This window comes from Bordetella bronchiseptica, from assembly GCF_900636925.1.
GTDB lineage: Bacteria > Pseudomonadota > Gammaproteobacteria > Burkholderiales > Burkholderiaceae_B > Bordetella > Bordetella pertussis.
Genome location: NZ_LR134326.1, coordinates 4,660,443 through 4,679,103 on the forward strand (window position 1 = coordinate 4,660,443; position 18,661 = coordinate 4,679,103).

Consider the following 18,661-nt stretch of genomic DNA (forward strand, 5'->3'; position numbering starts at 1 on the left):
TCGGTTTCCCATCATGAAGCGCTTGAAGAAGGCCCTCGCACGCGTGGCGAATGCCTGCCTCGGGGTTCTGCCGCCGGCAACAGGCGGCACGCGCCCCGATGGACACAGCCGGCATCAGCCGGGCACGCATGCGGCGATCCTGTCGCCCTGGCGCGTTTACCGGATATACGCCCGCCCGGGGCGTCTGGTTCTTCGCAACGATCAAGGCAGGATCCATGACCTGGGCGTCATGACGGGTGTGGAACCTCATCTGGCCTATCGGCTGTTCGCGCGAGGGCTCAAGGGCCAGGGTTTTGCCTCGCGCACGCTGCTGCTCGACGATATCGCCCGCCGGATCGAGGGCGGCGAGATATCGGACGAGTTGCTTGCGCTGGCCGAATGCACGGTCGAACCCGGCGTCGACCTGGATCGCGGCACTCACACCGACGTTTCAATGAAGCTGGCGCGCTGACGAGACACCCGCCACGCCCCGATTACCGCTCAAAGCGCCGCGGCGAACAGCGGTTTCCACGATTCGATGTGGCGGGTGATCAGCGCCACGATGGCCTCGGGTTGCTGCTTGACGGCCAGGTCGATCATTTCGTAGTGCTCGTCGACCGAGGCGCGCTGGCGCACGCGGCCCTCCTCGGAATTGATGCCGTAGAGCCGCATGTCGGCGCGCAGATGCATGATCATCCGGGTAAGCAGCGGGTTGCCTGCGCGCGCGACCAGGGCTTCGTGGAAGCGGCGGTCGGATTCGATGTACTGCCCCACGTCCTGGTCCTTGACCGCCTGGGCCACTTCGTCGGCCAGCGCGACCAGCGGCGCGGTGTCGGTCAGGCCCTGGCGCGCCAGGGTGGCCAGCGCGCCGGATTCCAGCATGACGCGCACGTCGAAGTGGTTTTCCAGGTCCTGCACGGTGATGGCCTGGACCCGGAAGCCGCGGTTGCGCAAGGGTTCGACCAGGCCCGAGCGGCTCAATTCCAGCAAGGCCTCGCGCACGGGCGTGGTGGAGATGCCCAGCTCGTTGGCCAGGCTGGGAACCGAATAGATCATGCCCGGCGCCGCGGCGCCCGACACGATCCGGGAACGCAATTGCGCAATAACGGACTCTCGCAGATTCGCGGGCGGCGCCATCCTCGCCATTCGGTTTACCTCCATGCTGGTTCGTGCGTTGTTGTAGCCCTCACTTTAACAAAACCGCTGATGTAGCGCGTGACGCGCCGCAGTGGATGGCGGGCGGTTTTTCAACTTGCATGGTCCATGGATGGGCAGGCGCAATGGCGGGCGGCCTCACTGTCCCGGGATGACGGGCGGGACATAGCTGAAGGTGTGCATCAGGATCGCGCCGGCGGCCACGACGATGGGGAAGTGCACCAGGAACTGCATGGCGGTATAGCCGACCAGGTCCTTGGATTTGAGGCGCAGTATCCCCAGCAGCGGCAGCATCCAGAACGGGTTGATGAAGTTGGGCAGCGTTTCGGCGATGTTGTAGACCATGACGGTCCAGCCCAGGTGGGCCTGGATCTGGTTGGCCGCGTCCATGATGTACGGCGCCTCGATCACCCACTTGCCGCCGGCCGACGGAATGAAGAAGCCGAGGAATGCCGAATAGATGCTGACCAGTATCGAGAACACGCTGCTGTCGTGCGCCAGGCTGACGAACCAGTGCGCGATCGCGTCCGACAGGGTATGCCCCTGCACGTTGGCGACCTTGGTCAGCACGTAGCCGATGCCGCCGTAGAACGGAAACTGCAGCATCACGCCGCCGATGCTGGGCATGGCGCGGCCGAAACTCTCCAGGAAGCTGCGCGGCCGCCAGTGCAGCAGCAGGCCCAGCAGCAGGAACACGAAGTTGTAGGTGTTCAGCTGCGACATGGTGATGAACGGGTTGCCGCTGCGGAAGGTGAGATACAGCCACCCCGAGGCCAGCCCGACCACGGCCACGGTCAGCCAGGGGCTGAACTCCAGGTAATCGCCGGGGCGCTGGCGTTGCGCCGCCTGCGCCTCGGGTTCGGTCAGGTCCACGCCCAGGTCCTGCGCGGTCAAGGAGCGCTCCGGGCTGGGCGCCGTGAAGTAGCACACCAGTCCCGAAACCACGGTAACCAGGATCACCACCACCAGGTTCTGCCAGGTCAGTATGGTTTCGGAGAAGCCGATCACGCCGGTGATGGGCATCAGCGAGGCCGGAATGCTGGCCGGCGTGGCCTGCAGCTGCGCGGCCGACGAGCTCATGCCCAGCGTGAACCCGCAGCCCAGCCCCAGATACCCGGCGGCGCCGGCCGCGCGGTAGTCCAGGCGCAGATCGTTGCGACGGGCCATTTCGCGCACCAGCAGGCCCGAGAAAATCAGGCTCAGGCCCCAGTTGACCAGCGACAGCAGGATGCTCAGGGTGCCGATGAACACCACGGCGCCGCGCGGGGTCGAGGGCACGCGCGCCAGCGCCCGCAGCAGCCGCGCCACGGGCGGCGACAAGGCCAGCACGTAGCCGGTGATGGCCACCATGGCCATCTGCATGGTGAAGGGAATGATGCTCCAGAAGCCTTCGCCGAACGCCTTGCTGACGGCAAGCGGATCGCCGCCGTGCAGGATGGCGCCAAGCGCGACCACCGCGCACGCCACGACCACGAAGACGTAGGCATCGGGAAACCATTTCTCCGCCCAGGCGACCATGGCCTGGGAGAAGCGTTCCATGGGACTGGCTATGGCCTCTCTGCCCTGTGCGGGGGCAGCGGCGGTTAGATGATTGTTGGGCATGGCAAACTCCTGAGGAAGGCAAGAATAGGATTACCTGCGCAGCGTCAAAGGCGTGATCGGAACCGCCTGGCAGGTCAGGCAGGTGTCCGCGGAACCATCGAAGTCAATGAGGTGGGCCACCTGCCCGGAAACGATGTGCATGGCGCAGCTCTCGCATTGGCCAACGCGGCAGCCGCTCGGCAGGGACAGCCCGGCGCGTTCGGCGGCGTCGAGCAAGGTGCCGGCCGCGGGGTCCCAGGTGAAGCCGCCCTGCTCTGCCTCGATCTCGATCGGCTGGGGCGCCAGGGTGTCCGGCACGCGTTTTTCGCTGGTGAACGTTTCCGAGAAAATGTCGAAACGCGGGACGCCGCGCGCCGCCAGGGCGTCGGTGCATAACGCCAGAAAACCCGGCGAGCCGCACAGGTAGACCAGCGGCCGCGCCGCCACCGTCTCCGGCGACAGCCATGCGAAATCCAGCCGGCCGCGCTGCTGGTAATCGCGGCCCGCCACGTCGCGGCTTGCCGGCTCGGCATACACGGTCAGGGTGCGCACCGACCCGATACGCTGCGCCAGCCGCTTGAGCTCGGCCCCGTACGGGTGCGACGAACCATCGCGGCAGGCGTGCACCAGCAGCACCGACGGGGCAGGCCCGGCGTCTTGCGCCAGCGCTTCCAGGTAGCCATGAAAGGGGGTAATGCCGATGCCGCTGGCCATCAGTATCACGGGCCGCGCCGTGCGCAAGGGCGGCGTGAAGACGCCCGCCGGCGCGGACAGCAGCACGCGCGCGCCCTCGTCCAGCGCATGCAGCGCATTGGACATCAGCCCGGCGGGGCCGTCGCCGTCGCGCACACGGCGCACGGCGATCGACAGGTGGGCGGGTGCGCGATTGGGGCCGGTCAGCGAGTAGGCGCGCCGCACGGCGCCGCCGGGCATGGAGACGATGACGTGCTGCCCCGGCAGGAAATCGGGCAACGCCTGCGCGTCGCAGGCAAGCAGGCGGAACTCCGCCACGTCATGCGCGATGCCGCGCTTTCGCGCCAGCACGAATTCGCGCGCGCCGCTCCAGCTGCCGCGGTTGCGCGCGTCGTCGCGCACGATGTCGCACACCGTGGCGCGCAGGGGCACCGAGCCGCTGACGGGGTCGCGGTGGCGATCGGTCATGATGGCGTTGATATTGCTGGACGCGGGCCCGACGATGGCGCCGTCGGCGCGCCCCAGGCCCTCGCAGCCCTGCCACCAGCCGAACTCGGCGATCGCCACGTTGGCGTGCAGGTCGGCGTTGATTTTCGCGCGCAAGGCGACTTCGCCGTAGGGCGTGCGCACGCGCACCCAGTCGCCGCTGGCTATGCCCCGGTCGCGCGCGGCCTCGGTGCTCAGGTACACCTGCGGATCGGGCGATTTACGCCGCAAGGACGCCACATACCGATGCGACGAATGCACGAACCAGCCGCTCTTGGCCGTGCTCAGCACCAGCGGGTATGCGCCGGCATGCCGCGCCGGCGTGTCGGCCGGCTCGACATGGGAAGGCAGCGCGGGCTGGCCGATGTCGTGCAGGGCCGCGCAGTGGATCTGCACCCTGCCGTCGTGCGTGGGAAAGCCGACGGGCTGCCCGTCGCGCAGGGTCTTGTACTTTTCGTGGGCAAACGGCTGCGGAAAGCGGATGCCCTCGGGCTGCCTGCGCAAGGCCTGCACATCGATACCCAACGGCGCCAGCTGGTGGTTCCAGCACGCATCCATGTCCGCGCCGAAGAACGCATCGCGCAGCCCCAGGCGGCGCGCCAGCTCCAGCACGATCTCGTAGTCCGCGCGCGACTCGCCGGCGGGCTCCACCATCCTGGGGCGCAGTTGCACATGCTCCACGGCCGCCTGCGTGATCTCGAAACCCAGCTTCAGCGCTTCGCGCTCCCAGGGCATGTTAGCCGGCAGGACGATGTCCGCGTTCATGGCGGTCGGGTTCATGCTCATGTCGACGTGCACGTGGAAGTCCAGGGCCTGCAGCGCCTCCAGATTGCGGGCGGTCTCGGCCTGCGAGACCAGCAGGTTCGTGCCGAAGCTGACCAGCGTGCGCACCGGATAGGGGTCCTGTTGCAGGACGGCCCGGCAGAAGTCGCGCGCCGTGATCCATCCCAGGCTGGGCGGCCCGAGAGGCAGTTCGTCCAGCCCCAGCGCCTTGGCGCGTTGCACCGGCGACAGCAGCTCCCGATACCCGTTGACGGCGCGATAAGGCGGCGCCACGGTCCACAGGTTGCCGCCCTTTCTGTCGCATGCGCCCGTCAAGGCGTATAGCGTGGCGATGGCGCGGTCGGTCTGGGTGGCGTTGGTATGCTGGCCGACGCCGGTCCAGGAGTGATAGGACAGCCGGGGCGCGTTCTCGAAGATGGCGTTGAATTGCGCCAGCTCGGCCTCGTCCAGCCAGGCCAGCCTGGCGACCTCGTCCGGCGTGTAGCGCTCCACCGCAACCCGCAAGGCGTGCATGACCGTCACGGCCTCGCACGCGCGGCCGTCGTGCAGGCGCAAGGTCCAGGATCCGAACAGCTCGGCCCGCGCGGTATCCGCGCCGCGGCCGCTGGCGGCCGGCCTGCCGTCCAGCATCACCACCCGCGCGGCCGGGTCGGCGTCGGGCCACAAATCCGCGGCGCGCAGCAAGGCGCCGCTTGCGCCGTCCACCAGGTACGGCCCGTTGCTCCAGCGCGCCACGAAGCCGTGGTCGAAGCGGCCGGTATGCAGCAGGTGGCGTATGGCGCCCAGCGCGAGCGCGCCATCGGCGCCGGGGCGCACCCGCAGCCACAAGTCCGCCTGCTGGCTGGATCCCTCCCGATTCGGATCCACCACCACCACCCTTGCCCCGCGCTGGCGCGCCGCCGCGATCCGCGCGGCCTGCGCCAGCCAGGTCCGCGCGGGGTTGTGGCCCCACAGGAGCATGGTGTCGGTATGCTCCAGGTCCGGCACGCCGATGCCGCGCCCGAACGTCAGCGCATGGGCATAGTCCTTGTGCCAGCCACAGACCTCGACCGCGTAGATCAGGTTGGGGCTGCCGAACACCCGCACGAATCGCTCGACCCACTCGAAGCTGTCCACCATGGGCGTGCCGCTGGGCGTGGTGACGGCGAAGGCAACGCTTTCGGCGCCATCGCGCCGGCGCGCGACCGCCAGCCGCGCGGCCACTTCGTCCAGGGCTTCGGACCACTCGATTTCCCGCCAGCCGGGGTCGGCCGCGCCGCGCGGATTGGTCCGCCTGAGCGGGCGCAGCAGGCGATGGCTTTCGGCCATCATTTCCGGCGCCGCGCGGCCCTTGGCGCACAAGGCCCCGCCCGTGGGATGGCCGGCAAGCGGCGTCACGGCGACCAGCCGGCCATTCTCGACGTGGTTGACGGATCCGCAGCGCGACCGGCACAGCGTGCAGTACCCCGTGACTTGCTCCATATTGCTCTTGCCTATGTAATGCGTGACGCGCTACTTAATTTGAGCGAATAGTAGCGCGTGACGCATTACACAAGAATGAGGGGAAACACGGATAGGGATGGCGGTCTTTGGCCCCGGGGAGCGGCGGCCACCGGAGGCCGCACGGCCGGTCCAGCAAGCCGCGGCCCCCGATGACCGCCTCAGTCCTGGCTCGCCCGCGGCAGCTTCGCGATCACCTTGATCTCGAAATCGAAGCCATACAGCCAGGTCACGCCGACGGCGGTCAGCGTAGGATGCGGCGCCGGGCCCCAGTACTCGGGCACCACTTCCCAGATCTGCTCGAACCGGGACTGAGGGTCGACCATGAACACGGTGACATCGACCACGTCGTCGAAGCCGCACCCGGCGGCTGCCAGGATGGCGTTGAGGTTGTCGAACGCCTGGCGGACCTGGTCCTGCAGCCCCTGTTTCGGCGAACCGTCTTCCTGGCTGCCGACCTGGCCGGAGACGAACAGAAAGCCGTTGGACCGGATGGCCGGCGAATAGCGGTTGCGGTCGTACAAGGCCTGGCGGCCGGCCGGAAAAACCACGTTGCGTGCGGGCATTGAAGTATCTCCATCATGGATGATTGAAACGTGCCCATCGGGGCAGCGCGAGCCACTTTAATGAGCGCCGCCGAGCCGATAAACAGGCGATCGCACCCAACATTGTTTGTAGAATCCAAACAATCGGACAGCCTGGAACAACGATGGATCGTTTCGATGCGATGCGGGCCTTCGCCCGCGTAGTGGAGACCGGCAGCTTCACCAAGGCGGCGGACACCCTGCACATGAGCAAGACCAGCGTGACGCAACTGGTGCAGCAACTGGAGGCGCGCCTGCGCGTGCGGCTGCTCAATCGCACCACGCGCAAGGTCAACGCCACCGCCGACGGCGCCGCCTACTACGAGCGGGTGCGGCAACTGCTGGCCGACCTGGAAGACGCCGAGACCAGCCTGTCCGGCGCGTCGGCCACGCCGGGAGGCAGGCTGCGGGTCGATGTGCCCAGCCCGTTCGCCAGCACGATCCTGGTCCCGGCGCTGCCGGCCTTCCAGGCGCGGTATCCGGACATTCTGCTGCATCTGGGGGTCAGCGACCGGGAAGTGGACCTGATCGACGAGAACGTGGATTGCGTCATCCGGGGCGGCCAGATCGGCAACCTGTCGCTGGCGGCACGCCATGTGGGCGACCTGCAGCTGGGCGTCTACGCTTCGCCCGGCTATCTGGCGCGCGCCGGCGTGCCCGCCCATCCGCGCGAGCTGCAAGACGCCCAGCACCGCATCATCGGCTTCTCGTGGTCGCGCGCGCGCCGTCTGTTTCCCTGCGCCATGCGGCGGGCGGACGAGCGCATCGAGGTGGCCGGCCGCCATGCCCTGCTGCTGGACGAAGGCAATGCCTATCTTGCCGCGGGCCTGGCCGCAATGGGGGTGATCGGGGTGCCGACGTACATGGCCGAGGCGCACGTCGAGCGCGGCGCGCTGATACGGCTGTTCGGCGACTGGCGGCTCGACCCCATGCCGCTGTATATCGCGTATCCGCAGAACCGGCATGTCAGCGCGAAGCTGCGCGTGTTCATCGACTGGATCGTGGAACTGATGGCGCGACATGCGCCGGTGACGGACGCACCGCCGCCGCGCCGGTCCGCCAGGATGCCTGGCGGGCCGGCCGCTATCCCGCCCGATATCACTGGGGCGTGATGCCGAGCCGCTGGATCATCTCGCTGACGCGCTGGTTCTCGGCGGCCAGTACTTTCCTGGCCTCCTGGCGCGATGCGGGATAGGGGTCGATGCCCAGGGTCACGAACTGCTTGGCGACATCGCTGGCGCGCAAGGATTCGAGCAGGGCCTGGTTGATCCGCTCCAGGCGATCCTCGGGGGTGCCCTTGGGCGCCATCAGGCCGACCCAGGCGACCATGTCGAAGCCCTTGATCTCGCTGACTTCGGCCAGCACCGGCACATCCGGCATGCTGGCCGAGCGCTGTGCGGAAGAGACGGCGTAGGCGCGCGCGCGTCCGGATTTCACGTGCGGGGCCACCGACGCGACGGAGTCCCACATGAACGAGACCTGCCCGCTCAGGACATCGGTCAGCGCCGCGGCGCTGCCCTTGTACGGAATGTGCTGGGCCTTGATGCCCGCGCTGTCCATGAAGACTTCCGCGGTGAGGTGCCCGATGGACCCGTTGCCCGACGAGGCGAACGTGTACTTCTCAGGGCTCTTGCGCAGCAGGTCGATCAGTTCCTGCGCGGTCTTTGCCGGGAAGTCGGACGAGGTCACCAGCACATAGGGCACCTTCGCGACCAGGCCGGCCGGTTCGAGATCGGACGGCGAGAATCCGCTTTTCATCAGCAGCGGGTTGACCGTCACCGAGCCCGACGAGCCGGCCAGCAGGGTGTAGCCATCGGCTTCCGATTTGGCCACCGCCGTGGCGCCGATGGTGCCGCCGGCCCCTGCCCTGTTTTCCACGATGAACGGCTGCCCCAGCGCCGCGGCCAGCTTTTCGCCGGCGGCGCGGGCGGCCACGTCGGTGGCCTGGCCGGGCGTCCAGGGCACGATGATGCGCACCGGCTTGTCGGGATAGGCCTGGGTCGCGTGCGCCTGGGGCGCCAGGATGCAAAGTGCCGCGGCCAGCGAGGCAAAGCGCAATGTCATGACAGTCTCCTTGTTGTAAAAGCCTTTTTGCTAGCTGATCCGGGCAAGCGCCCGCCCAGCTGCCTAATGGGCGCCCCGTGGGTCGCCGGATGGTCCCGCCACCACGCCGGCGGCATGCAGGTCCGATAGTTGCCGGGCGCTCAGGCCAAGCAGCTCGCCCAGCACCTGGTCGGTGTGCTGGCCCAGCCGGCTGGCGCCCTGGGTAGGCTGGCGCGTGGCGCGCGGCTCGCGCACCGGCGTGCCGAGCGCCCAGTGTTCGCCGGCGCCGGCCGTCGCGATCCGCTCGAAAAGCGGGTTGGCGCTGCCCGCCCGGCCGTCCCGGGCCAGCATCTGGGTCGCCGTCTGGTACAGGCCCCAGCAGACGCCGCCGTCGTCGAGCGCGGTCTTGGCCTGCGCCAGCGTGCGGGCCCGAAACCAGGGCTCGCAGGCGGCGGCGATGGCGTCCCGGTGCGCGAAGCGCTGCGCCTCCTCGGCCAGCTTGGCGCCCGTGCGCGCTTCGATGGCGGCCACCGCCTCGGCCAGGCCGCATGTCCGCACCAGGCTTTGCCACTGCCCTTTCGAAATGGCCGCGACCATGACCCGGTTTCCGTCGCGGGTGACGAAGTCCCTGCCGAAGGCGCCGTAGAGATGATTGCCCAAGGGCTCGCGGTCCTCGCCCAGCAGCTCGGCCTGCGCCAGCGTGCCAAGGTGCGACATCAGCGCAAACGCCACGTCCGACAGCGCCAGCCGCAGCTCCGCGCCCTGGCCTGTCTGGCGCCGCCTGAGCACCGCCGACACCACCGCCATCGCGGCCTGATAGCCGCAGCACGCGTCCCAGGCCGGCAGCGGGCTGTTGACCGGCTCGCGTCCGTCGCCGGTGGCATGCGGATAGCCGGTGGCGCAATTGACCGTATAGTCGACCGCGCTCGAGCCGTCCGCGTTGCCTTCGATGGTGCAGGTGATGACGTCCGGGCGGCCCTCGGCCAGCGCGGCGTGGGACAGCCAGGGCACGCCGATGTTGGTAAGCAGGATGCCGGCGTCCGGCCCCGGCGCGCACACCAGCTTTCTGGCCAGGTCGCGGCCTTCGGGCTTGCGCAGGTCCAGCGCGACGGAACGCTTCTGCTTGTTCAGGCCCGTCCAGTACAGGCTTGTTCCGTCGGGCATGCGGGGCATGCGCTCGTAGTCGATGCCTCCGCCTGTCATGTCCAGCCGGATCACCTCGGCGCCGAACTGCGCCAGGGTCAGGCCGGCCAGGGGGGCGGCGATGAAGGCGGAGCTTTCGATGACCCGCACCCCTTTGAGGAAATCCAGGTTCACTGCCGCGCCCCTGCGAGCGAGGCCCGCGACGGAACCAGGCAGCTGCGGACAAAGCGCATGAAGACGACCCCGTCGGCGCGCACGCCTTCGGTGCGCACGGTCACGACCCCCTGGCCCGGACGGGACTTGCTCTCGCGCACCGACAGCACCTGCGAACGCGCGTACACGGTGTCGCCGGGATGCACGGGGGCCAGCAATTCGATCTCCTGCCATCCCAGGTTGGCGACGGCGTTGGCGCTGATGTCGTCGACGCTCATGCCCAGCACGATCGCCAGGGTCAGGCCGCTGTTGACCAAGGGCTTGCCGAACTCCGTCTGCGAGGCGTAGTGATGGTCGCAATGGGCCGGGTGGCGGTTCATCGTCAGCAGGCTGAACTGGATGTTGTCCGCCTCGGTGATCGTCCGGCCGGGCCAGTGCGCGTACTGATCACCGGTCTTGAAGTCCTCCAGCAACCGGCCCCGGGCCAGCAGCATACTCTTGGCGTCCATGCTCAATGCTCTCCTGTGATGCACGGAAAGCATCATAGGAGGCTTGCGCAAAGTTATTATGTGATTAATCTTATCGATTATTCATCTATTGAAGTCCGCGGCGCGCCGGCCGGTGCGCCGCGACCGGAGCTGGCCGCATGGGCAAAGAAAAGAGCCGACCCTTACCGAACATCAATCTGAAGCTGCTGCATACGTTCATGCTGGTGGCCGAGCATTGCAGCTTCCGCCAGGCCGCCGAGCTTTCGCACCGCTCGCAGGCCGCGGTGACGGGACAGATCAAGCAGCTCGAAGCGCAGCTGGGCGTGGACCTTTTCCACCGCACCACGCGGCAGGTCAGGCTGACCGCCGAAGGCGCGCAATTGCTGGAGAGCGCGCGCCGGGCGGTCCACGAAATGGAGAACGGGCTGCGGCAGATACAGGAAACGGTGGACCTCAAGCGCGGCCGCATTTTCCTCTCGTGCTCGACCACCGTGTCGTCGACGCGGCTGGCGCCCATCCTGGCGGCTTTCGAGCGCGACTATCCCGGCGTGGAAGTGTTCGTGCGGGAGCTGACCTCGGGCGATATGTTCGAGACGGTGCGCCGCGAAGAGGCGGACTTCGGCATCGGGCCCATCATGGAGCTGCCGGAGTTCGATTTCGAGCCCATCCTGACCGAGAACCTGTACGCGGTGGTGCCCAGGAATCTTTTCCCCGACACCGCCGAGCAGATCACCCTGGCGCGGCTGGCCTCGATGCCGCTGCTGCTGCTCAACCCCGGCACGGCGCTGCGCGCCCTGATCGACGATACGGCGCGCAGCCGCGGCTTGACGATCAATACGAAGTTCCAGTTTTCGCAGGCGCAGACGCTGATATCGATGGCCACCGCCGGGCTCGGGGCGGCGGTGCTGCCCGCCATGGTCTTGCCCGCGAAGCCGCACAAGGATGTGCAGGTGCTGCCCATCGCGAGCCCCCGGATGACCCGGGACGTGGCGATCGTGCGGCTGCGGCATAGAAAGCTGACGCCCGCCGCGGCCAGGCTGGCGCAACTGGTGCGCGACCTGATCCACGGGCCGAGCGGACGGCGAACCGCCCGGGCGACTACACGACGCCCGCCTGCCTGAGCGCCGCGAGCCGCTCGCCGCACACGCCCAGCAGTTCTTCGAACACCCCGGCGTTGTCCTGCCCCAGCGCGCCGCCGGCCCGCAGGAACCGGGCCGGCGTGCCCGACAGCCTGGGCACCGGGGCCGGCAGCACCGTCTTGCCGATGCGCGGATCGTCGACTTCCATCAGGTTCTCGCGCGCCCGGTATTGCTCGTCCTGGAAGATGTCCTCGATCGAGTACACCTTCGAACACGGCACGCCCTCGTCGCGGCACAGGTCCAGCAAGGCTTGCAGGTCGAAGCGGGCGCTCCACGCCGCCACCTGGGCATTGATGGCCGGCCGGTTTTCCGCCCGGGCCGCGGCGGTGGCGAACCTGGCGTCGCCGGCCAGTTCGGGCTTGCCCATCGCGCTGGCCAGGCGCTCGAACATCCGGTCATTGCTGCACGCAATCGCCACCCATTGGCCGCAGCGGGTCTGGTAGTGGCTGTGCGGCGCCACATTGGGAACATCCGCGCCCAGCCGGCGCCGCACGAAGCCGGTTGCCGCGTACACGGGCGCGATTTCATCCAGCAGGCGGAACACGGACTCGTACAGGCCGATGTCGACGACCTGGCCCAGGCCGGTGTGGTTGCGCGCCTGCAGCGCCGTCAGCACGCCGATGGCGCCCCACAGCCCCGAGATATAGTCCGCGAGCGAGGTCGAACCCGGCACGACCGGCGGGCCGTCCGGCTCGCCAGCCAGGTGCGCCAGCCCGCCGAACGCATGCGCGATGCGGGCGAACCCCGGCTCTTCGCGCTTGGGCCCGTCCTGCCCATAGGCGCTCACGCGCAGCAGAATCAGGCCAGGGTTGAGCTCGGACAGGACGTCGTAGCCCAGCCCCCATTTCTCCAACGTGCCGGGCCGGAAGTTCTCCAGCACCACATCGGACTCGCGCACCAGCTCCTTGAACAGCGCCGCGCCCTCCGGGGTGCGCAGGTCCAGCGTGACGAAGCGCTTGTTGCGCGCCTCGCTCATCCACATATACGTATCGCCGCACGGCGAGGGCGTGCCGAACTTGCGCAACGAATCGCCGCCCTTGGGCTGCTCGATCTTGATGACGTCGGCGCCGAAGTCGGCCATGATGGTTCCGCAAAACGGCGCGGCGAGAAAGGTTGCGATATCCAATACCCGCAACCCCGACAAGGCCTTGGGCGGGTGCGGGGCTTCTTTGAGATCTGCTGCCACTGCTGGCTCCTGGTAGAACGACTGCATCTGCTGTCACTCTCGCAGGCTAGCGGCTTGCCCCGAACCTGACCAATCGAATTATCCGAAGGTTTATTCAGTTTTACTGGCTATATCCGCGTCAGCCGGCGCCGACGTCCACCACCACCCTGCCCCGCACCTGGCCCGCCAGCAGCCGCGGCGCCAGGTCGACCACTTCGTCGAGCGTGATGGCGCGCGTGTTGGCATCGGTGATTTCGGCCGGCAATTCGCTCGCCAGACGGCCCCAGGCCTCGGCGCGGCGCGCGAACGGCGCGTAGACGCTGTCGATCCCGGCCAGGGTGACGCCGCGCAGGATGAAGGGCGCGACCGTGGCGGGAAAGTCCATGCCTTGCGCCAGGCCGCAGGCGGCGACGGTGCCGCCGTACCGGATGCTGGCGCAGACGTTGGCCAGGGTGTGGCTGCCCACGCTGTCGACCGCGGCGGCCCAGCGTTCCTTCTGCAGGGGCTTGCCAGGCTGGTTGAGCGTGGCGCGGTCGATCAGTTCGGTTGCGCCCAGCTGCTTGAGGTAGTCGGCTTCGTTCAGGCGCCCCGTGCTGGCGTGCACCTCGAAGCCCAGCCGCGCCAGCAGGCTGATGGCGATGGTGCCGACGCCGCCGTTGGCGCCGGTGACGAGCACCGGCCCCGCCTCTGGGCTGACGCCGGCGCGCTGCAAGGCCATGACGCACAGCATGGCGGTGTAGCCGGCCGTGCCGATGGCCATGGCGCGGCGCGCGTCCATGCCGCCGGGCATGGGAACGAGCCAGTCGGCCTTGACGCGCGCCTTGCGCGCCAGGCCGCCCCAGTGGGCTTCGCCCAGGCCCCAGCCGTTGAGCAGCACGGCGTCGCCCGCGCGGTAGCGCGAGTCATGGCTTTCGAGCACGGTGCCGGCGAAATCGATGCCGGGCACCATGGGGAATTGCCGCACGATGGGAATCCGGCCGGTGATGGCCAGCGCATCCTTGTAGTTGACTGTGGACCAGGCGATGTCGACCAGCACGTCGCCATCGGGCAACTGCGCCTCGTCGAGCCGGGCGCGTTGCGCCACGATGGCGCGGTCGTCGTTCTGGGTAAGCAGCAGGGCGTCGAACATGGAAGCCTCCTCGAAGCGGGCCAGGCAGGGCATGGCCCGGGGGCCTGGCCGAGGCCGGTCTCGCGCTTCGTCCAGGAACGCCTCCAGTTTACGCAGCCGGGCGGCGCGCGCGCCACGGAGGGCGCGCGCCCCGTCAATCCAGCTTGACGCCGGCATCGCGCACGATGCCGCCCCAGCGGTTGTAGTCGTCGCGCAATATGGTTTGCAGCGCATCCGGGGTGCTGGTCAGCGTCTCGACCCGCTGGGCCCGCACCTGGGCCTGCAAGGCGGGAGACCCGAGCGCCTTGTTGAGCGCCGCATTCAGCTTGTCGCGCACGTCGGCCGGCACGCCCTGGGGCGCGATGATGGCCCACCAGAGGTCTTCGCCCGATTTGGCGTAGCCGGCCACGCCCGCTTCGTTCATGGTGGGCACGTCGGGCAGGAAGGGACTGCGCTCGGCGCTGGTCACGGCCAGCGCGCGCAAGGCGCCCGATTCGATCAGCGGCATCGAGGTGTTGAGGGTGTCGAACATGAACGCCACGTTGCCCGCGACCACGTCGGCCAGCGCCGGGCCGCTGCCCCGGTACGGCACGTGCAGGAAGCTGGTGTGGGTGAGCTGCTTGAGCAGCTCGCCGGACAGGTGGTTGGTCGAGCCGTTGCCGGCCGAGGCGAAGGTGATGCTGCCGGGCTTCTTGCGGTCCAGTTCGATCAGCTCCTGGACATTGCGGGCCGGGATCTTGCTGTTGACCACCAGCACGTTGACGAAGCGGCCCGCCAGCCCGATCGGCGTGAAGTCCTTGAGCGGACTGTAGGGAAGGTCGGGATAGATATGCGGGTTGATGGCCATGTTGCCGACGCTGGACATGCCGATGGTGTAGCCGTCGGGCGCGGCGCGGGCGATGGCGGCGATACCGACGCCGCCGCCCGCGCCGGAGCGGTTGGATACCACGACGGGAACGCCCAGTTCCTTGCTGAGCTGCCCGGCGATGGGCCGCGAGAAGGTGTCCATGGAGCCACCGGCCGGAAACGGCACGATGAACGTGACCGGGCCGGCCGGCCAGTTGCCGGCGCCGGCGGGCGCCGCGGCGCCCAGCGCGCAGCAGCCGGCCAGCAGCAAGCGTGCAAGTCTCGACATTCCCTATTCCCCTTGTATGGTTTTGTACCGGGTGCGCCGCGACGGCGCGGCGGTTATTGGGCGGCGTCCACGGCGTCCATGACGCGGGCCGAGTAGACCAGCGCGGCGCCGGCGTTCAGCGCCACGGCCACGCCCAGCGCCTCGGCGATCTCGCCCTTGGTGGCGCCGTTGTCGGTTGCCGCCTTGGCGTGCACCGCGATGCAGCCGTCGCAGCGGGTGGTGACGGCCACCGCCAGCGCGATCAGTTCGCGCGTCTTGGCGTCCAGCTGATTGGTCTGCTTGCCGGCCGCCGAAAGCTGTTGATAGCCCTTGACGGTTTCCGGGCTGGCCTTGGCGATTTCGCCGATGCGCGTCATCAGTTCCGAGCGGTATTGGTTCCAGTCCAGCATGATTGATCCTTTATGGGTGAGTGAATGATTGAAAGGTGCCGCCGTTACCGGGCGTAGCGATCGCGCACGGCGACGGCGTCCTGGGTCTGGCCGCACAGCATGGCCTGGTCCACGTCCATGTGGCTGCCCAGGTGGTTCAGCGCGTTGGCATACGCGTTGATGCTTTGCTTGGACATGCGCACCGCGAGCTCGGGCATCTTGCCGATGCGCGCTGCGAGGTCCTGGGCATGGGCGCAGGCCGCGCCGTCGGCCACGACGAAATCTGCCACGCCCCATTCGAGCGCGGTGTCGGCCGACATCTTTTCGCCCAGCAGCACGATCTGTTTCGCGCGCGCCGGGCCGACCAGGTTCACCAGGCGCGGAATGGTCTGCCATCCCAACGGAATGCCGATCTGCACTTCGGGCACGAACAGGAAGGCCGATTTGCCCATGACGCGCCAGTCGCAGGCGAGCGTGAGCGCGATGCCGCCGCCCACGTTCATGCCCTCGACGGCGGCGATGGTGATCTGCGGCAGGTCTTCCCAGGCCTTGCACAGCCGGGTGCCGCGCAAGGCGATGGCGCGCCGCTCGAGCTGGGTCTTGTCGTCCAGGCTCCAGCGCGTGGCATCGCCCAGGTCGATGCCGGCCGAGAATTCGTTCTGGTTGCCGCTGAGCACGATGCACGCCACGGAGGTGTCCTGCTGCAGCTGCAGCGCGATATCTGTCAGGCGCAGCACCATCTCCTGGCTCAGCGCATTGCGCTTGCCGCCGCGGTCTATGGTGACCGTCGCCACCGCGCCTGTTTTCTCCAGCGAAATGATTTCCTTCATAGCGGTGTTCCCCTTGTGAGTCGCTAACTGTTCAGCAGTTCGGCGGCGGCCAGGTCGGCGGCCGAGTGCAGGACTTCGACGATTTCCTGCAGGTCATGCGATTTGAGGCGGGCGGCGGGGCCGACCACGCCGATGCTGTAGAGGCCGCGCGCCGGGCCGCTCATCACCGGGCAGGCGACGCTCAGCACCCCTTCGTCGATTTCGCCGTCGCAGATGGCAAAGCCCTGCCGGTGCACCTGGTCGAGCTCCTGCATCAAGGTGTCCACGCGCAGCCCCGGGGTGCTGCTGGCCAGCGGTTCGAGCAGCGCCTGGATGCGGGCCGGATCCAGGTAGGCCAGGATGGCCTTGCTCGACGAGCACTTGTCCAGCGGCCGGCCGCCCACGCCCGGGTAGATGTACAGCTGGTCCTTGCGGGTGGGCGTGACCGCCTGCACCAGGTCCACCTCGTCGTTCCACAGCCGCGCGCAAAAGGCGGTTTCCTCCAGGCGTCCCACCACGAAATTCAAGGCGGGATCGAACAGCGCCAGCTTGCTGTCCTGGGCCAGGCTGCTGCGCATCAGGCCGATCAGGCCATCGCCCAGCACGAAGTTGCCGCTGGCGTCGTCCTGGCCCAGGTAATCGATCTCGCGCAAGGTGGTGGCCATGCGATGGGTCGTGCTGCGCGGCAGGCCGGTGGCGGCGGCCAGGTCGGCCAGCGACAGGCCGCCGGGACGGCCGGCGATGGCGTGCAGGATGTGGTGGTAACGGTTCAGCGGATTGGACATGGATGGTCTAGTGCTGCTGCCGCAAGGCAATCTTGTCGACCTTGCCTATGGACAGCATCGGTAGTGAGTTGCGGACGAAAATGCGCTTGGGCACTTTATAGTTGGCCATGCGTTCGCGGCACCACTGCACCAGCTCCGGTTCCGACACCTCGGTGTCGGGCCTGAGGATCAGGTGCGCGTGGCCGACCTGCTGGTAGAGCTCGTCGTCGACGGCGATGACGGCCGACATCAGCACATTGGGGTGCTGCTCGAGCACGACCTCGATCTCGCGCGGGTAAACGTTGTAGCCCCCCGATTTATACATTTCCTTGATGCGCCCGACCAGGCGGAAGTTGCCGTCGTCCTCGCGCTGGGCCATGTCGCCGGTCTTGAGCCAGCCGTCCCGCGTGAAGGCGCCGGCCGTGGCGGCGGCGTCGCGCAGGTAGCCATTCATGCAGTACTGACCGCGCACCTGCAGCTCGCCCTGGGTCCCGGCGGGCAGCGGCTGCCCTTGCTCGTCGGCCACGCGCAACTGGCCTTCGGGAATGGCGCGCCCCACGGTATAGGCGGCCGCCTCGAGCGAATCGCTGGCGACGATGTAGCTGACCGACCCGCACGATTCGGTCAGGCCGTAGGTGGAGCCGATGCGCGGGCAGTGCTCCTTGACGCGCTGCAGGATGGGCATGGGAATGGCCGCGCCCGAGAAAATGAACCACTCCATCCCGCGCATGATGGACATGTCGAAGGACGGCTCGCGGATCAGCATCTGCAGCATGGTCGAGCCCAGCATCAGCATGTTGACGCGATGCTTCTCGATCAGGCCCATCACCTCGGCCGGCCGGTAGCGCTCCTGGTAGATGATGGTGCCGCCGGCCAGGATCTGCGACAGCCCCCGGAAGTGCATGCCGCCGATATGGTTGATCGGCGCGAAGTTGATGACCACCGGGTGGCTGCGCGTGGCGAAGGTGCGGGCCTGCACGGTAGAGCGATAGATCAGCGCCGTCTGGCTCAGCAGGACGCCCTTGGGATTGCCCGTGGTGCCCGAGGTGTAGACCAGCATGCAGGGCTGGGCGGCATCGTCGAACGGCGCCGGACACGCAGCATCCGGCGCGTCGCACAACGCGTGCAGCATTGCCTCGTCGCAGGACGCCTGGCTGTCGTAGTACAGCAGCTCGGGACGCCGGGCCTGCGGCGCCAGCGTGGCCAGCGCCGCTTCCAGGTCATCGGCGTAGCGGCGCGCTTCGAACTCCCGCACCGACAGCACCAGCTTGGGCTGCGCGTGGCCGATCACATAGGCCATTTCGCGCGCCTGGTACCTGGGATTCAGCCCGACCCACAACGCCCCCAACCGCGCCGCGGCCAGCAGGCAGACCATGGGGTCGGGCGTGGGCGGGGCCAGCAGCGCCACGCAATCGCCCGCGCCGATGCCGCGTGCGCTCAGGCCGGCGGCGCAGCGCCGCACCCGCGCGACCAGCTCGCCATAGGTGATGGCGCCATCGCCGTGCGCCAGCGCGTCGCGTTCCGGAAAGCGCCGCGCGTGCGCTTCGATGATGTCCCACCAGGTCTGGCCCGGCGGCTGCATTTGCTGTTCGAGACTGCTCATTGC

The 18,661-nt window shown here is 68.3% G+C and carries 17 protein-coding genes; 3 read left to right on the plus strand and 14 right to left on the minus strand.

The genetic code is table 11. From position 1 onward, the window contains the following. The first annotated feature begins 13 nt into the window (after positions 1 to 13). Positions 14 to 451 carry a hypothetical protein gene (locus EL288_RS21785; protein WP_003807784.1) on the plus strand — a complete coding sequence of 146 codons (438 nt, stop codon included), beginning with the start codon at positions 14 to 16 and terminating at the stop codon, positions 449 to 451. A 29-nt stretch (positions 452 to 480) separates the two neighbouring features. On the opposite strand, the gene EL288_RS21790 is transcribed toward EL288_RS21785, so the two are convergent. From EL288_RS21790 to EL288_RS21805, 4 genes are all read right to left on the minus strand, one after another. Beyond that, a complete protein-coding gene (locus EL288_RS21790; protein ID WP_049788684.1) occupies positions 481 to 1,140 on the minus strand; it encodes a GntR family transcriptional regulator in 660 nt (219 codons plus the stop codon). 132 nt (positions 1,141 to 1,272) lie between these two features. Beyond that, positions 1,273 to 2,736: a short-chain fatty acid transporter gene (locus EL288_RS21795; RefSeq protein ID WP_015038828.1), complete on the minus strand. Its 1,464-nt coding sequence runs from the start codon at positions 2,734 to 2,736 to the stop codon at positions 1,273 to 1,275. Positions 2,737 to 2,766: 30 nt separating this feature from the next. Then, positions 2,767 to 6,138 (minus strand): molybdopterin-dependent oxidoreductase, encoded by a 3,372-nt coding sequence (locus EL288_RS21800; RefSeq protein WP_033458904.1) that lies wholly within the window; start codon positions 6,136 to 6,138, stop codon positions 2,767 to 2,769. 179 nt (positions 6,139 to 6,317) lie between these two features. After that, entirely contained in the window at positions 6,318 to 6,722 is a 405-nt protein-coding gene (locus EL288_RS21805; RefSeq protein WP_015038827.1) for a RidA family protein, read from the minus strand. Between the two features lie 143 nt (positions 6,723 to 6,865). On the opposite strand from EL288_RS21805, the gene EL288_RS21810 reads away from it, so the two are divergent. Continuing rightward, positions 6,866 to 7,852, plus strand: a complete 987-nt coding sequence (locus EL288_RS21810; RefSeq protein WP_003807773.1) for a LysR family transcriptional regulator — start codon at positions 6,866 to 6,868, stop codon at positions 7,850 to 7,852. Here EL288_RS21810 and EL288_RS21815 read toward each other — a convergent pair. The 3 genes from EL288_RS21815 to EL288_RS21825 all read right to left on the minus strand — a co-directional run bounded on the left by EL288_RS21815 (position 7,839) and on the right by EL288_RS21825 (position 10,573). Further along, positions 7,839 to 8,804: a Bug family tripartite tricarboxylate transporter substrate binding protein gene (locus EL288_RS21815; protein WP_003807771.1), complete on the minus strand. Its 966-nt coding sequence runs from the start codon at positions 8,802 to 8,804 to the stop codon at positions 7,839 to 7,841. The two genes, EL288_RS21810 and EL288_RS21815, sit on opposite strands and share 14 nt — an antisense overlap. A 63-nt stretch (positions 8,805 to 8,867) precedes the next feature. Next, entirely contained in the window at positions 8,868 to 10,100 is a 1,233-nt protein-coding gene (locus tag EL288_RS21820; RefSeq protein WP_003807769.1) for a CoA transferase, read from the minus strand. Continuing rightward, a complete protein-coding gene (locus EL288_RS21825) occupies positions 10,097 to 10,573 on the minus strand; it encodes a MaoC family dehydratase (protein WP_010925819.1) in 477 nt (158 codons plus the stop codon). Before EL288_RS21825 ends, EL288_RS21820 begins: the two co-directional genes overlap by 4 nt. A 152-nt stretch (positions 10,574 to 10,725) precedes the next feature. Here EL288_RS21825 and EL288_RS21830 point away from each other — a divergent pair, with 152 nt between their 5' ends. Then, on the plus strand, positions 10,726 to 11,688 hold the full coding sequence (locus EL288_RS21830; RefSeq protein ID WP_003807766.1) for a LysR family transcriptional regulator: 963 nt from the start codon (positions 10,726 to 10,728) through the stop codon (positions 11,686 to 11,688). Here EL288_RS21830 and EL288_RS21835 read toward each other — a convergent pair. The 7 genes from EL288_RS21835 to EL288_RS21865 all read right to left on the minus strand — a co-directional run bounded on the left by EL288_RS21835 (position 11,666) and on the right by EL288_RS21865 (position 18,658). Next, positions 11,666 to 12,919, minus strand: a complete 1,254-nt coding sequence (locus EL288_RS21835) for a CaiB/BaiF CoA transferase family protein (RefSeq protein WP_033453611.1) — start codon at positions 12,917 to 12,919, stop codon at positions 11,666 to 11,668. The genes EL288_RS21830 and EL288_RS21835 overlap by 23 nt on opposite strands. 91 nt (positions 12,920 to 13,010) lie before the next feature. Next, entirely contained in the window at positions 13,011 to 14,033 is a 1,023-nt protein-coding gene (gene acuI / locus EL288_RS21840) for an acrylyl-CoA reductase (NADPH) (RefSeq protein ID WP_003807763.1), read from the minus strand. Between the two features lie 100 nt (positions 14,034 to 14,133). After that, a complete protein-coding gene (locus EL288_RS21845; RefSeq protein ID WP_003807761.1) occupies positions 14,134 to 15,114 on the minus strand; it encodes a Bug family tripartite tricarboxylate transporter substrate binding protein in 981 nt (326 codons plus the stop codon). A gap of 53 nt (positions 15,115 to 15,167) precedes the next feature. Then, positions 15,168 to 15,503 (minus strand): carboxymuconolactone decarboxylase family protein, encoded by a 336-nt coding sequence (locus EL288_RS21850; RefSeq protein WP_003807759.1) that lies wholly within the window; start codon positions 15,501 to 15,503, stop codon positions 15,168 to 15,170. 44 nt (positions 15,504 to 15,547) lie between these two features. Then, positions 15,548 to 16,312 carry an enoyl-CoA hydratase/isomerase family protein gene (locus EL288_RS21855; RefSeq protein ID WP_010925816.1) on the minus strand — a complete coding sequence of 255 codons (765 nt, stop codon included), beginning with the start codon at positions 16,310 to 16,312 and terminating at the stop codon, positions 15,548 to 15,550. Between the two features lie 23 nt (positions 16,313 to 16,335). Next, on the minus strand, positions 16,336 to 17,076 hold the full coding sequence (locus EL288_RS21860; RefSeq protein ID WP_003807755.1) for an IclR family transcriptional regulator: 741 nt from the start codon (positions 17,074 to 17,076) through the stop codon (positions 16,336 to 16,338). A gap of 7 nt (positions 17,077 to 17,083) precedes the next feature. Continuing rightward, on the minus strand, positions 17,084 to 18,658 hold the full coding sequence (locus tag EL288_RS21865) for a class I adenylate-forming enzyme family protein (RefSeq protein ID WP_080707674.1): 1,575 nt from the start codon (positions 18,656 to 18,658) through the stop codon (positions 17,084 to 17,086). Positions 18,659 to 18,661: the final 3 nt, after the last annotated feature.

Excerpts from the sequence above, each read along its gene's own strand:
- EL288_RS21785 (WP_003807784.1), top strand. The coding sequence starts at position 14 with ATGAAGCGCTTGAAGAAGGCCCTCGCACGCGTGGCGAATGCCTGCCTC.
- EL288_RS21790 (WP_049788684.1), bottom strand. The coding sequence starts at position 1,140 with ATGGAGGTAAACCGAATGGCGAGGATGGCGCCGCCCGCGAATCTGCGA.
- EL288_RS21795 (WP_015038828.1), bottom strand. The coding sequence starts at position 2,736 with ATGCCCAACAATCATCTAACCGCCGCTGCCCCCGCACAGGGCAGAGAG.
- EL288_RS21800 (WP_033458904.1), bottom strand. The coding sequence starts at position 6,138 with ATGGAGCAAGTCACGGGGTACTGCACGCTGTGCCGGTCGCGCTGCGGA.
- EL288_RS21805 (WP_015038827.1), bottom strand. The coding sequence starts at position 6,722 with ATGCCCGCACGCAACGTGGTTTTTCCGGCCGGCCGCCAGGCCTTGTAC.
- EL288_RS21810 (WP_003807773.1), top strand. The coding sequence starts at position 6,866 with ATGGATCGTTTCGATGCGATGCGGGCCTTCGCCCGCGTAGTGGAGACC.
- EL288_RS21815 (WP_003807771.1), bottom strand. The coding sequence starts at position 8,804 with ATGACATTGCGCTTTGCCTCGCTGGCCGCGGCACTTTGCATCCTGGCG.
- EL288_RS21825 (WP_010925819.1), bottom strand. The coding sequence starts at position 10,573 with ATGCTGCTGGCCCGGGGCCGGTTGCTGGAGGACTTCAAGACCGGTGAT.
- EL288_RS21830 (WP_003807766.1), top strand. The coding sequence starts at position 10,726 with ATGGGCAAAGAAAAGAGCCGACCCTTACCGAACATCAATCTGAAGCTG.
- EL288_RS21835 (WP_033453611.1), bottom strand. The coding sequence starts at position 12,919 with ATGCAGTCGTTCTACCAGGAGCCAGCAGTGGCAGCAGATCTCAAAGAA.
- acuI (WP_003807763.1), bottom strand. The coding sequence starts at position 14,033 with ATGCCCTGCCTGGCCCGCTTCGAGGAGGCTTCCATGTTCGACGCCCTG.
- EL288_RS21845 (WP_003807761.1), bottom strand. The coding sequence starts at position 15,114 with ATGTCGAGACTTGCACGCTTGCTGCTGGCCGGCTGCTGCGCGCTGGGC.
- EL288_RS21850 (WP_003807759.1), bottom strand. The coding sequence starts at position 15,503 with ATGCTGGACTGGAACCAATACCGCTCGGAACTGATGACGCGCATCGGC.
- EL288_RS21855 (WP_010925816.1), bottom strand. The coding sequence starts at position 16,312 with ATGAAGGAAATCATTTCGCTGGAGAAAACAGGCGCGGTGGCGACGGTC.
- EL288_RS21860 (WP_003807755.1), bottom strand. The coding sequence starts at position 17,076 with ATGTCCAATCCGCTGAACCGTTACCACCACATCCTGCACGCCATCGCC.
- EL288_RS21865 (WP_080707674.1), bottom strand. The coding sequence starts at position 18,658 with ATGAGCAGTCTCGAACAGCAAATGCAGCCGCCGGGCCAGACCTGGTGG.